We start from the raw sequence: 14,722 nt of genomic DNA, 5'->3' as shown, positions 1-14,722 counted from the left end.
TCAATCCATCAGTGGAGGAAAATTCTTGAGTTTAAGAGAGTTAAACCAAATATTATTGTTAGAAAAAGGAACGGGTTTTGAAAAATACAACAAAGGGAATGATTCTTAATTGCTTTTTCTAAAATATTTTGATAGAATAAAGCCAATCAGAGGTGTTTTGAGCCCCATTTGTCACAGGAAGCGGTGGTACTGAGAAATCCGCACAAATGTCAAAACTGGTTGCTGATGATGTGAATCGAATAAGTAAAGTGCAGATAAATTATCTGAACAAGGGTGGTACCGCGGAATAACTTCGTCCCTGTCTAGCAAGTCTAGGCAGGGATTTTCATTTGGAAAGGAGAAGATATGTTACATCATGTTGAAATATATGTTTCAGACTTGGAAACCTCACGTGCATTTTACGATTTTCTTCTGACCAAGCTGGGCTACTCGCTCTATCAGGAGTGGGAGGACGGGCTGTCTTATAAAAAAGTAGAGCAGTACCTGGTCTTTGTCCAAACGCCAAAGGACTTCCTAGGAGCAGGCTATCACCGGTGCCGCACTGGTCTCAATCATCTAGCCTTTCATGCGGGCACACCTGATGAGGTTGACCAATGGCGGAAGGAATTTTTGACCAGACGAGTCAAACTACTCTACGACGACCGCTATCCACATGCAGGAGGACCAGACCACTATGCCCTCTATCTAGAAGACCCAGATGGAATCAAGATAGAGTTGGTGGGGGAGGCAGTATGAATCTAATTATTATTGGAGCACAAGCTTCTAGCAAGATGACCATTGGGCAGGAAGTTGCAAAATTGACAGGGATGACCCTCTTTCATAATCATGATTCGATTGATTTTAGCCTACGTTTTATTCCAGAATTTTCTGAGGATATGTTTGACCTCAATACACGTATTACATTTGCTGTTTATGATGTGTTTGCTAGGTCAGGCCGCCCACTGATTGGAACTGCCTTGATTAATTTTAAAAATCTCATAGATGTTCAATTCCTTACAACAGTTCAGACGATTTTTCATCATCATGGTCAGGAAATTTTATTTGTTGAATTGGAAACTGCTTTAGAAGAGCGTCTGTGGCGTAATCGGACAGAAAATCGACTGACCCATAAACCTTTGAAACGAAACATTGAAGTTTCAGAGGCTGAGATTCTTTCTACAGCTGATACATGTCAATATACCTCATTAGGCATTCCAGAGGGGATTCAGCATTATCTCAAAATTAATAATACCCATCTTTCTGCCAATGACGTAGCTCAACTGATTATCCAAAAAATGGAGGAGCTTGAGCAAGAACAAACGAAATAGCCAGCCCAAGGGACTGACTATTTCTAGGAGATTATATGAAAAAGAATTGGGCTATTTCTAGCTTGAGGATAGTATAAACCAATTTTCTTAAAGAATACTAAAGGAGAAAAAATAATGTCAAAAGAATTATCACCAAAATACAATCCAGCCGAGGTTGAGGCTGGTCGTTACCAAACTTGGTTGGATCAAGATGTCTTTAAGCCGTCAGGCGATGCGGAGGCCAAGCCTTATTCTATCGTCATTCCGCCGCCAAACGTAACTGGTAAGTTGCACTTGGGACACGCTTGGGATACCACTCTTCAAGACATCATTATCCGCCAAAAACGCATGCAAGGCTTTGACACCCTCTGGCTACCAGGTATGGACCACGCGGGGATTGCCACTCAGGCTAAGGTTGAGGAGCGCTTGCGGGAGCAAGGTATCACACGCTATGATCTTGGTCGTGAAAAATTCCTCGATAAAGTCTGGGAATGGAAAGATGAATATGCTACAACCATCAAGGAGCAATGGGGTAAACTAGGTTTATCTGTGGATTATTCACGTGAACGTTTCACACTTGATGAAGGCTTGTCAAAAGCTGTTCGCAAGGTCTTTGTAGAACTCTACAAAAAAGGCTGGATCTACCGTGGCGAATTTATCATCAACTGGGATCCAGCGGCTCGCACAGCTCTTTCTGATATCGAAGTGATTCACAAGGACGTAGAAGGTGCCTTCTACCACATGAATTACATGTTGGAAGACGGCTCTCGTGCCCTTCAAGTTGCGACAACTCGTCCTGAAACCATGTTCGGTGACGTTGCGGTGGCGGTTAACCCAGAAGACCCACGTTACAAGGACTTGATTGGCAAAAACGTTATCCTGCCAATCGTTAACAAGTTAATTCCAATCGTTGCGGATGAACACGCAGACCCAGAATTTGGTACAGGGGTTGTGAAAATCACTCCTGCCCACGATCCAAATGACTTCCTCGTAGGACAACGCCACAATCTGCCACAAGTCAACGTTATGAATGAAGACGGTACCATGAACGAGTTGGCAGGTGAATTTGCAGGTATGGACCGCTTTGAAGCCCGTAAGGCAACGGTTGCTAAGTTACAAGAACTGGGTGCCCTTGTGGAAATCGAAAACCGTGTGCATTCCGTTGGTCACTCGGAGCGTACAGGTGTGGTAGTCGAGCCACGTTTGTCAACCCAGTGGTTTGTTAAAATGGACCAATTGGCTAAGAATGCCATTGCCAACCAAGACACAGCTGATAAGGTAGAATTTTACCCACCGCGTTTCAACGATACCTTCCTGCAATGGATGGAAAATGTACACGACTGGGTTATCTCTCGTCAGCTTTGGTGGGGTCATCAGATTCCAGCATGGTATAACGAATCTGGCGAAATGTACGTCGGAGAAGAGGCTCCAGCAGGTGACGGTTGGGTACAGGATGAGGATGTCCTAGATACCTGGTTCAGCTCTGCCCTTTGGCCATTCTCAACTATGGGCTGGCCAGACGAAGATGCGGCAGACTTCCAGCGTTACTTCCCAACCTCAACCTTGGTAACGGGCTACGACATCATCTTCTTCTGGGTGTCACGGATGATTTTCCAATCGCTTGAGTTCACAGGCCGTCAGCCATTCAAGAATGTGCTGATCCACGGTTTGATCCGTGACGAAGAAGGTCGCAAGATGTCCAAGTCGCTCGGAAATGGGATCGACCCAATGGACGTCATCGAGAAATACGGTGCGGACGCTTTGCGTTGGTTCTTGTCAAACGGCTCTGCCCCTGGTCAAGATGTTCGCTTCTCTTATGAGAAGATGGACGCTTCTTGGAACTTCATCAACAAGATTTGGAACATTTCCCGCTATATCCTCATGAACAATGAAGGGTTGACCTTGGATGTGGCACGTGAGAATGTTGCCAAGGTGGCAGCTGGTGAGGCTGGCAACGTGACGGACCGCTGGATTCTCCACAACCTCAACGAAACCATTGCCAAGGTCACTGAAAACTTCGACAAGTTCGAGTTTGGTGTGGCTGGTCACATCCTCTACAACTTCATCTGGGAAGAGTTCGCCAACTGGTATGTCGAGCTGACCAAGGAAGTGCTCTACAGCGATAACGAGGCTGAGAAAGTCATGACTCGCTCTGTCCTTCTCTACACGCTGGACCAAATCCTTCGCCTCCTCCACCCAATCATGCCGTTTGTGACGGAAGAGATCTTCGCCCAGTACGCAGAAGGCTCTATCGTAGTGGCGGCCTACCCTGTTGTCAATCCAGCCTTTGACAATGCGGAAGCCCATAAGGGAGTGGAAAGTCTCAAGGATCTGATTCGTTCGGTGCGAAATAGCAGAGCAGAAGTGAATGTTGCTCCTTCTAAGCCGATTACTATCTTGATTAAGACGGCGGATGCTGAACTTGAAACCTTCTTCAAGGCAAATGAAAACTACATCCGACGCTTTACAAATCCAGAACATCTGGAAATCAGCTCAAGTATTGCTGCACCAGAACTAGCTATGTCAGCTGTTATCACCGGAGCTGAAATCTTCTTGCCACTAGCAGACCTCCTCAACGTAGAAGAAGAGTTAGCTCGTCTAGACAAGGAACTTGCCAAATGGCAAAAAGAACTAGATATGGTCGGCAAAAAACTCAGCAACGAACGCTTCATCGCCAACGCCAAACCAGAAGTCGTTGAAAAAGAAAAAGAAAAACAAGCCGACTACCAAGCAAAATACGATGCGACAGTAGCGCGGATTGAAGAGATGAAGAAGTTGGTGGGGTGACTGATAAAATACGATGACATTTGAATTTTTGTCAGCTAGGGAAATGCTGGATAATTTGATTAAAACACGGATATTTTCCGTGTTTTATGATACACTATAGCTGATACTTAGAATAGATTAGTCAATTAAATAAAAGGATAAAAGATGTATAAATATACAGACTATTTAGAGCAATATGATAGAATAATGCAATTTAATAAAAACAAAGAAGTTAGTGTACATCGATGGTATCCTTTTGTTGAGGGATACTCAAAAGAATTTATCAATTCTGTAGTCGATGAACAAGGATACGATGTCAAGTTATGCCTAGAGCCTTTTTCAGGTAGTGGAACCACTGCTCTAGAATTATCTAGAAGAAGCGTTAGTTGTATATCTTTTGAAGTCAATCCGTTTATGTTTGTTCTATCTAAAGCTAAATTGAAAGTGAATCAATATAAAATTAGAACAATTAGAAATCATGTCTCTGTAATGACAGATTTTTTAGCAAATTTAGATGATAGTGAAATTGATTTAAAAAGTGAATTTCCTACTTTAGTTGAAAGTCAAGATAAGAAAAAATGGAATCTTGATAAAGAGGTTTTTATTGCCCTTGAAAAATTGAAATTGGCGATAGACTCATTGAATACAAAGCTTTATAAAGAACTATATATAATTTGTCTATCCAAAATCTTACTGGATTATAGTAATTTATACAGAAATGGGAAATGTCTATCTTATAAAAAAAATTGGCAAGAGAAGAGATATTCTCAAGAAGATGTTATCAATAGTTTTTTTAGATTTATCAAAGAGATTATCGTTGACGATATAAAAGAGCAACCAAGTAATACATTCTCAAACAATCCACTATTATACAGGGGCGATTCTAGAAAACTTATTTTTGAAAAAGTTGCGAATAATTCAGTAGATCTTATTATAACCTCTCCCCCATATTTGAACTCAAGAGATTATACAGATTCTTATATGCTGGAGTTAAAAGCCCTTGATTTTTTTAAAAACTATAATGATATTAAGGAGCTTAGGGCTCAGACGATTCGTTCGCATGTACAATTAAAGATAAGTAATCTAGACAATGTAAATAGTCCTCTTTTAAAAATCACCCTTGATAAACTTGAAGTTGCGAGTAAAACTATTTCATCTTGGAACGAAGAAATTTTAAATATGATTCTGGCTTACTTTGAGGATATGCAGATTATTTTTGAAGGCATGTATCAAAAATTGAAAAATAGTCGTAGGGTTTATTTTAATGTTTCTAATTCTGCCTATTTTGGAGTTTTAATCAATACATTGGAAATTTGTGCTGAAATAGCTGAAAACATAGGATTTAAAGTTATTGAAATCCGAAAGGCGAGGTATATCAACCCTAGTCCACAACAAAAAGAAAAAATCGGGAAATTACTTGAAGGAGTTTTAGTTCTAGAAAAATAGGAGGTACTTACAGATGGAAACATTTAATTTACCCGTTCTAAAAAAAATGATAATTAATAATTATGACTTGTATACTTGTCCGTTAGAACTCGAATTTTCAGAAACATTAAATTTAATTAGAGGAACTAACGGGACAGGAAAAAGTACATTGTTACATATAATTTTATATTCCATAATTGGTCCCTATACTTATGGTATTAAATTTAAAAATTATAAAAATCGTAAAAAAGCGAATCGTCCAATGCTCAAGGAGAATTTTTTTAGAGATAGAATGATTCAAAAGCAAGAAGATGCAGAAGTCATAGTTGAGTTTGATATTGCTGGAAAATTGTTTAAAGTTAAGCGTAGCCTTTATAATACTGAGTTACTAGAATTTTCGGTAGATAATGAAGTATACGATAAAAAAGACTATAAAACAATTACTTATCAACGTTATGAAAAGAAATACTCTGAAGAAGATAATGAGGAACTAAGTGAGATTGAAAGCTATTTGATAGGTGTTTATAATCAAAAAATAGCAGAAGCAACTAATGTTCCTGATGGTTTTAATACGTTAGTTGATATGTTTACGGATACCATTTTCTTCAGTGAAGATAGACATTATTCGTTTTGGAATTCGGATAAGCAACAAAAAATAATCGGTTCGTATATATTGAGTTCAGATGATTATATACGATATAGAGAAGCGGTTTCAGAAACTCAGTACAGACAAAGTAAATATAAACAACGTAGTGAGGCTTTGAATTATGCTAATAAATTTTTAAATGCTGAGCAGCAAGGTAATTCAGAAATCGAGAACATTCAAGAAACGAAGGATGAATTGGAAAACAAACTAAGTCGACTTGATAGCGAGCAGAGAAGTATTAATATAAGCATTAGCAAAAATCAGACGAATCTGATTGGTTTGAAAAAAAAGTATGAGAAATTTTATGATGAGCAGAAGAGAGTAGAAGAAAAATACTATTCTATTTTATTTGAGCCTGATTATAAAAAAATATACAGTAAGTATATTAATGCAATGAAATCCAACAGATGTCCTTTTTGTAATAGTAAACATGAGTTTGAGTTGGACAGTCAAAATTGTATTCTGTGTGATGAGAAATTAAAATCCTTGGAAAAGGGAAATTTATCTGATTTAGATATTGAACGGAAGAAAATTTCTGATAGCATAAAGCAAATTAAATTAGAGATAGAAAAATTAAATAACCAAATTGAGACAGACGAAACGAGACTAAGAATTTTAAAAAGCCAGTTGATTGAAACACAACAAAAATTTAATAAAATAAATTTAGTCTCTAAAGATTACTTGGGGGAAGACAAAAATAGATTAGCTATTTTAGAAAACCAAAAAGAAGACGCGCTAATGGAGTTGAAGAGTGCTCAACAAAAAGAACGGGAGTTGAAAATAATTATTGAGCAGTCTCTGTCTGAGAAATTTGTTGATTTTTCTGATCAGTTTATAAAATTCGCAAAAGGTTTTTTTGGTTCTAATCGTGAGATAGAATTGAGGCTACCCAAAAAATCTATGGATGATTATGAAGAGGGATTGATCCAACTTATTTTGGATGATGTCCTAAGAGATGATAAGATGACTCTATCGGAATCACAGCGGATATTTGTTGATTTATCTTATCGTTTTTCTATATTATGTCATTTCCATAAAAATTCTTTATTTTTATGTGAGACTCCCGATAGTTCTCTTGATTTATATCATGAGAAAAATGCTGTTGCCACTCTTAAATATTACATAAATAAAGGTAATTCCCTTTTTATCACTTCAAATGAGCGATCAAGTTATCTTATTGATGGACTGATGGATGAGTATGGAGATGTTGTTAATATAATTGATTTAACGAAACTTTCAAGATATAGAATTAAGGAGACAGTATAGTGAGTGATTCATTTCGTGAAACAATTTTATTATTCGTTTTTTCTATTAGCCAAATTAGAAAGAAAATAAATATAAATACCTTACAAAGATATTTGTATTTATACTATATAACAGGGCAATTTTTACAGGAAGAGGTGAAAAGTGAAGTTACTGTATATACAGATAGACACTTTGGGATTAAAATTTCAGGCTTTTCAGAGGAAATCGATCGATTAGTAGCTACAGATTTTTTATCAAGAGAAACTACTACTGTATGCCCAAATGCTAAATTAGTGAACTGGGGAAACTCATTGTCGCCAGATGGTTTATCTGCTGAAAAATTAAAAGAGATTCAATCCTTTGTAAATTTATTGACTTCGTATGACGATGATACTGTTTTTTCATTACTTTTTGAAGAACCAAGTGTTAAAAGTGCTAAGAATAGAAACATAGAAGTTTCGGTCTCCAATAGCGAATTATCAGAACTATTAAATACATTTTATGATAGTATAACAGAACAGACTATTGAAAAGTATGATGTTTTAAGTCATTGGTTAAATTTCATTATACAGCATATCCAAAATGATAAGCGAGGTGAAACTGTTGATTGACATTAATAATAGTTTTTTAAATAGCAAGTCAACTATTTTACCAAATGAAGCTGAGTTTACGATTCTTACGAGTCTATATTTTGATGAGCAACTACAGAAAAAGTCTTTTATATTAGTAATTGATAAATTAGACGGCTTACTATCATTAAAAAATCAAATACATAAAGAAATATCTTCAAATTTTTCCAATGATTCTTTAAATATCTTTTCTCTTAAGAGTCAAAAGATAACTAACGAAAAAACTCCGTTGATTGTTGATAGTAACAGTTCTCATCTTAAGAACCAAGCTCTAGAAAAGAGTAATGAAGGTTGTGCAGGAGTTTATTGTCAAACTAATAATGGAGTAGAATATTTTATAAATGGGAATACTGATCCAAATTTTCAATATTTCTTTGAAGAAAAAAAGAAATCCCATGAAGAAAATTTAAATAAATATGATCTATGTAACTTACCGATGGTGTTCCAAAAATATCAAGCCTTACGAAAAATTGAGAAACCGGATGTTTTTTTGAAAGAAGGTACTGATAAAATTAATAGTTCATTATCTGAGCAGGATTTTCGAAATGATTTATGGGAATTTCTTAGAGAACATATGAAAGGTGTTGTCACAAAGGAAGAGAATACTTACTCTAAGGATGATGAAGAGTCTGTGGATTTGGCAATTAGAAATAAAGATAACCAGATGACCATCATAGAGGTAAAGTTTATTATTCAAAGAAAATATTTTGATATTGATTCTAAAGATGGGTATTCACATTATCGATTTGGAGACGGATATTTACAATTAAATAAATATTGCGATCATCTTGAAGCTGACGAGCAAGAAATTTATCAAACGTATCTTTACATGTTTTATGCTCATGATAATCCAGAAAAAATTAAAGAGAAATGTAATGAATATTACGAAAAAGTTAGTAAAGGAGAATATAAGGATAGCAAGCAGATTTATAAGAAATTTCCTAATTTTTGTAATGGCTTCAGAAACTCTTATCGGGGGACATTTTTAGATAATCTTTTAGAAAGGTTTGACTATCTAATTGTTAATGGATCTAATTAGAAAGCAGGTGCTTACATGACAAATTCTGTAAGTTCACGCCAGCAGGGGAAGTTTGCTATTGCAGCGTTCTTCTCAGGTGTTGGTGGAATTGAGTTGGGCTTTGAGCAGACCAACGAGTTCAGAGTGGTGTATGCCAACGAGTTTGATAAGTATGCCAGACAGACTTATCAGTTGAATTACCCAGATACTTATCTGGACGGGCGTGATATTCACGCAGTATTGCCAGAGGAAATTCCTTCGGAAACAGTCGATGTGATTGTCGGAGGTTTTCCTTGTCAGGCCTTTAGTATTGCAGGCTACCGCAAGGGCTTTGAAGATGACCGAGGCGACCTTTTCTTTGAGTTGCTTCGGATGATTGAAGCCAAGAAACCCAAGGCGATTTTTGTCGAGAATGTGAAGAACATGGTTTCTCATGACCACGGGAACACTTTCAAGGTTATCCGTGAAGCCTTGACCGAGAACAACTACTTTATCAAGTGGAAGGTGTTGAACGGCAAGGACTACGGGAACATCCCGCAGAACCGCGAGCGGATCTACATTGTTGGCTTTGATAACAAGGAAGCCTACGATAAATTTAAATTTCCAGAGGAAATTAAGCTGACCACTGGGCTTCAAGATGTTATTGATTTTGGGGCAAAACCAGAGGAGAATTACTATTATCGCCAAGGAAAGCAACCCTTCTTTGAAGAGTTGAAGCACGCTGTGACCAGTCAAGATACGGTTTACCAATGGCGACGCCAATATGTCAGGGAAAACAAAAATGGTGTTGTACCAACTTTAACAGCAAATATGGGAACAGGTGGACATAATGTTCCCCTCATTTTGACAGATACTGGAGAAATTCGCAAGCTGACTCCGAAAGAAACCTTTAACGTTCAAGGTTATCCCAAGACCTTTAAAATTCCAGAAGGTGTATCCAACGGCCAGCTCTATAAACAGGCTGGAAACAGCGTTGTTGTACCAGTTATCAAGCGGATTGCAGATAAAATTGCTGAAGCAATGAAAACTACCAAAGGTATATCACAGTTGGAGCGAACAGGAAATGTTGCGATTATCTATACCAAGATGAATGGTCAGTTTGAAGGACAGTCCTATGTGAAAGATTTTGTTGAGAACTATGACGAAGCAATAGCTAAGTTAGATGGGTATAATGACGGTTTAGGAATTTTGTCAGATGAAGACTATTTACGCTTGGTCAAAAAAGGCGGTCACTTGGAATTTTATAGCATTGCCGTTACGAATAATTAAATAGAGGGCTAGTAGAAACTAGTCTTCTTTTGCTATACTATAATTAGGAACAAAGAGGTACAGTCAATGTGGGAAAAGTTAAAATCAGAGCATAAAGAAAAGTATCGAACACTGATTACGAATTTTGCAAGTCTTAGTGAGGCATTTTCTCAAAAATCAGAAACAGCTGAGGAAGATGATACATTTCAATATGTCGCACCAATTATTAATTCAAAGTTTCAAGAAACGGTTTTTCAACGGGCATTTCATGCAGTTGGCGAGGATATTGCAAATACTTCTTTTGATGCATCTGTTGTAGTTGACAATCACCATAAGTATTTAGTTGGAATAAAGTCATTTGGTATTCAATCAGGGGATCAAAAAGTCGCCCAATTTAAAAAAGATTCTCAAGGATGGACAGAAACGCTACAAAAGATTAAGTTTAATGCATCAATTGCGCCAGATAAAGCAACTGCTGATAAAAATAATTATCCACTTTATGAAAGTTTAGCCGTGGAAATTTCAAGACTTCGAAATCAACGAATAGAATCTTCAAAAGCACAAATTCGTGGTTTTGCTTCGGATTCAACGGTTGAGTCTGTTTACCATGTCTTAATGCCAACAGCAAAAGGAACCAAGCCACAAATATTTGTAGGGGAAACCAGTTACCTTCCGATTGATGTGGAAAACTTGCAGATTAAGGGAGCGACCAGTCTAAAAACTCCTACAAATTTTGTCTTTACAGATGGTCAACATGATTACAAATATTCTGCAGCAGATAGCCAACTTCACATGACCTTCCATAACAAAGAAATAGTGGTAGATACCTGGGATGTGGACTATGTGGAAGATCCATTTTATATTTTTGAAAATCTCCATACCTTATCCTCAGACGAGAAAGAAAATCAAGTTATTGATACAGTTTCATGGGTCATTACAGACAAGCATGGCCATGTTGAAGAGAATTCAGGTTTCAACGCTTTCAATGGTGGTGCTAAATTAGCCAAAAAAGATAGGTTGGCACGTATTCAGAAAGTCCAAGATGAATTTTCGGGTCAGCTCACTTCGGAAGAACTGGCATTTGTGACTTATTCATTGGAAGAAATTTTATTGAAAAAGTGGTCCACTAAAGAAGAGAAAGCTGGGATGAAGAAAATTCGCTCGGACTTGATGAATTTTGCTAATAAATCGGGAGTTGAAAAGCTATCTGAAAAACTGGAGAAATTGGTTTACCGTCCTGTTAGTGAAGTTTATATTCCACTTCCGGATTCTAAAAAGTTTCATGATGCTCGACCAGACTTTTTCGGTCACAATGTAGGAACATTTGATGAAACGGGGAAGAAGCTCGCCTTGACAAAAGAAGAACGAACTTTCACACTTCGTTTTCTATCATCAGGAGATACCATTGACGCCTACATCAACCAAGAATCAGGTAAGGCTATTCAATCAGTGGATAGGCAAGATATTCTTGGAGAATGGTTACTAAGAGGTGTATTCCAATTGGCTGAGCGTGAAGTATTGACTGGGAAAAAATTGGAGTCTCTCGAAATAAATGGTATTCGATTATCCAAATTCAAAAATGGCGAAATTGGGATTGAGTTTATCTGGATTGATACGGAAAATCCACCAGCAGATGCGATTGGTTGGGTAACTAGGAAATAGTATTAGCGTATACGATGTAAAAATATCATCTTGATTGATAGTCTCGATAGGCAATTTGGAGGAACTCACATGTCTTATTATTACGAAAAATCAACGGGTAAGGTTGCAAAGCATCTTGCTCGTTTTCCCTATTATGCTACCGATAAGATTCTGAATTTATTGCAATTTCAAGATAACAATCAGCAATTTCTGATTAGTGACAAGCATTTACACGATTACTTTGAAAAACAAAAACATCAACTATGTACCGATGAAAAACTCTCCATTCTGTTCAGCCTATTTAAGGGACGTGTAGATGTTTATGCGAAATCTTATATTGATGAAAATGGAAAAATTAACTATTTTCCTTCTTACAACTATGGTTGGAAAAAACTTCCTGTTGAAAAGAGAACTTGTCAACCCTTGACCAAACAGGTATTGTTGACTCACCTACGTGGCGAAATGAGTATTGGCATTTTTCCAATGAGTCTATCAGACACGTGTTCCTTTTTGGCGATTGATTTTGATAAAAAGAATTGGAGAGAAGAGGTCTCCATTCTACGAGATACAGCAGAAAAGTATGGTTTTGAGGGGCATATTGAAATCTCTCGTTCGGGCAATGGTGCTCACCTCTGGTTTTTCTTCGAGGAAGAAATTGCTTGTCAGCAGGCAAGAAATGTTGGGAAACGATTGCTGGAATTGGCTATGCAGGAGTCAAAAGATATTCGCTTTTCTTCATTTGACCGTATGTTTCCAAATCAAGATATTCTGCCCAAGGGAGGATTTGGTAATCTTATCGCCCTGCCCTTACAAGGGGAAGCTTTCAAGAAGGGAAGAACCGTTTTTGTTGATAAACATTTTCAGCCCTTTTCTGAACAATGGACCTATCTTCAACAGGTTCAAAAGGTTGGACAGAAGAAAATACTAGATTTCTTAGGGCAGGAGTTTTCAGATTTTGTAGATAATACAGTATTAGATTGTAGCCTATCAAATGTTATTCGAGTTGAGAAGAGGGCTATTTCTTCAAAAACAAATTACTTATTGAGAAAGCTGGCATCTTTTTCTAATCCTGAATTTTATCTAAAACAAGCGACCAGACAGCCAACTTATCAGACTCCAGAACGCATTTATTTATTTGAAGAAACGGATGAAGCATTGCATCTTCCAAGAGGAATACTTGCTAGCTTACAAGAAATATTTGAAACAGTAACTGTTACGGATAATCGTAACATTCTATCTATGATTCAGATTACTTTCAAAGGGATGTTACGTTTTGAGCAGGAGCTTGCTTTGGCAGATTTATTAGCTAGTGAGAATGGCTTGCTATGTGCTGAAACAGGTTTCGGGAAGACAGTTTTAGGGGCAGCATTGATTGCACAAAGGAAATGCCGAACGATTATCTTAGTTCATAATCGTCAACTGATGGAGCAGTGGTTGGAAAGGTTGGATGAATTTTTAGAGATTGAAGAGGAAGAAGCGGTTCGCTATACTCCTTCAGGGCGTATAAAAGTAATAGGGCATATTGGGCAATATGGTGCTTCTAAAAAATGGAGGAGTAAACTGGTGGATGTGGTTATGATTCAATCTCTCTTGCAATTGGACGCTATTTCCGACTTTTTGTCGGATTACGATATGATGATTGTGGATGAGTGCCACCATGTGACAGCCTTGCAGTTTGAAAAGGTAGTTGCTCAATTTGCTGGTCAATATCTATATGGCCTTACAGCAACCCCAGAGCGTAAAAATGGACATCAACCGATTGTCTTTCAACGGATTGGCCCAATTTTACATACTGCCCAATCTGAACAATTTGAATTTAATAAGAGGATGCTTCTCCGATTAACATCTTTTGGAAAGTTGGATTTGGAGCAGTCAAGGAGCACAAACTTTTCTGTACTTAATGATTGTCTTGCCAAAGATTTAAATCGCAATACTTTGATTGTGCAAGATATTTTCAAATTATATCAAGAAAAGCGAAACATCCTTGTCTTGGTCAATCGACTGGAACATATAAAACTATTGGAAAAGCTACTTATTGAAAAAGAAATGACTAATATTTTTTGTCTGAGTGGAGCGAGTAAAAGAAGAGATACGAAAGAACTCCTGAAAAGAATCAGTGAGCTAGATGAGAATAGTCCCTTTGTCCTCATTTCAACAGGAAAGTATATTGGTGAGGGTTTTGATATGCCAAAGTTGGATACATTAATCTTGGCAGCTCCTTTGTCTTGGAAAAATAACCTCATACAGTATGCAGGGCGGCTTCACCGTCCCTATCAAGGCAAAACTGAGGTGAGAATAGTCGATTATCTAGATATACACGTTCCTTATCTCGAAAAAATGTACCAGAAACGTCAGATAGCCTATCGAAAAATGGCTTACCAAGTTGGAGAAAAGAAGCAAACCCAAGTATTTTATAGTGGTAGGAATTACGAGGAGAAATTTAGAGAGGATTTGCGGAACACACGTTCAACAGTCCATTTACAATTGCATTCATTCACTTCTAGTAGGATTCAGGAGTTATTGGGACTACTTCTAGGAAAACAAGTCGTTATTCAAGTTTCTAAAAGCCATAAGTTAAGCGAGTGGCTAACGGGAGTAAACAGTGACAATGTAAAGGTGAAGCTTGTACCAGAAAGGATTGGTACGACCACAGTTATCTTAGATAGTAATCTCGTTTGGTATGGCAATTTATCCCCCTTTACATATCATTCGGATGACCAAGCTAGTTTGTTGAGATTGGAAAGTCAATCGATTGCAACTGAGCTGCTTGAAAAATTTGAGAATTCAAATATTAAATAAAAAAAGTCCGAATTGTACT

The 14,722-nt window shown here is 37.4% G+C and carries 10 protein-coding genes; all 10 read left to right on the top strand.

All coding sequences use genetic code 11. The annotated features are described in order from the left end of the window. Positions 1–345: 345 nt before the first annotated feature. The 10 genes from K6V43_RS02940 (at position 346) to K6V43_RS02895 (ending at position 14,703) form a co-directional block, all read left to right on the top strand. Complete coding sequence (locus K6V43_RS02940; protein ID WP_222381562.1) at positions 346–735, top strand: VOC family protein; 390 nt, start codon at positions 346–348, stop codon at positions 733–735. Then, entirely contained in the window at positions 732–1,307 is a 576-nt protein-coding gene (locus K6V43_RS02935) for a shikimate kinase (RefSeq protein ID WP_222381561.1), read from the top strand. Before K6V43_RS02940 ends, K6V43_RS02935 begins: the two co-directional genes overlap by 4 nt. Positions 1,308–1,421: 114 nt before the next feature. Then, the gene (locus K6V43_RS02930) at positions 1,422–4,073 is read left to right on the top strand and encodes a valine--tRNA ligase (RefSeq protein ID WP_222381560.1); all 2,652 of its coding nucleotides are present in this window, start codon (positions 1,422–1,424) and stop codon (positions 4,071–4,073) included. Between the two features lie 144 nt (positions 4,074–4,217). Further along, positions 4,218–5,498: a hypothetical protein gene (locus K6V43_RS02925; protein ID WP_024418618.1), complete on the top strand. Its 1,281-nt coding sequence runs from the start codon at positions 4,218–4,220 to the stop codon at positions 5,496–5,498. Between the two features lie 13 nt (positions 5,499–5,511). After that, a complete protein-coding gene (locus tag K6V43_RS02920) occupies positions 5,512–7,389 on the top strand; it encodes an AAA family ATPase (RefSeq protein ID WP_222381559.1) in 1,878 nt (625 codons plus the stop codon). Continuing rightward, positions 7,389–7,979, top strand: coding sequence for a hypothetical protein (locus K6V43_RS02915; protein ID WP_222381558.1), 591 nt, complete (start codon positions 7,389–7,391; stop codon positions 7,977–7,979). Before K6V43_RS02920 ends, K6V43_RS02915 begins: the two co-directional genes overlap by 1 nt. After that, positions 7,972–9,036 (top strand): hypothetical protein, encoded by a 1,065-nt coding sequence (locus K6V43_RS02910; protein ID WP_222381557.1) that lies wholly within the window; start codon positions 7,972–7,974, stop codon positions 9,034–9,036. Before K6V43_RS02915 ends, K6V43_RS02910 begins: the two co-directional genes overlap by 8 nt. Before the next feature lie 15 nt (positions 9,037–9,051). Continuing rightward, on the top strand, positions 9,052–10,284 hold the full coding sequence (locus tag K6V43_RS02905) for a DNA cytosine methyltransferase (RefSeq protein WP_222381555.1): 1,233 nt from the start codon (positions 9,052–9,054) through the stop codon (positions 10,282–10,284). Positions 10,285–10,350: 66 nt separating this feature from the next. Beyond that, entirely contained in the window at positions 10,351–11,925 is a 1,575-nt protein-coding gene (locus K6V43_RS02900; RefSeq protein WP_222381554.1) for a hypothetical protein, read from the top strand. 69 nt (positions 11,926–11,994) lie between these two features. Next, the gene (locus K6V43_RS02895) at positions 11,995–14,703 is read left to right on the top strand and encodes a TOTE conflict system archaeo-eukaryotic primase domain-containing protein (RefSeq protein ID WP_222381552.1); all 2,709 of its coding nucleotides are present in this window, start codon (positions 11,995–11,997) and stop codon (positions 14,701–14,703) included. Positions 14,704–14,722: the final 19 nt, after the last annotated feature.

The organism is Streptococcus suis (genome assembly GCF_019794615.1).
Taxonomy (GTDB): Bacteria; Bacillota; Bacilli; order Lactobacillales; family Streptococcaceae; genus Streptococcus; species Streptococcus suis_AI.
This window is presented reverse-complemented; position numbering and strand designations above follow the sequence as displayed.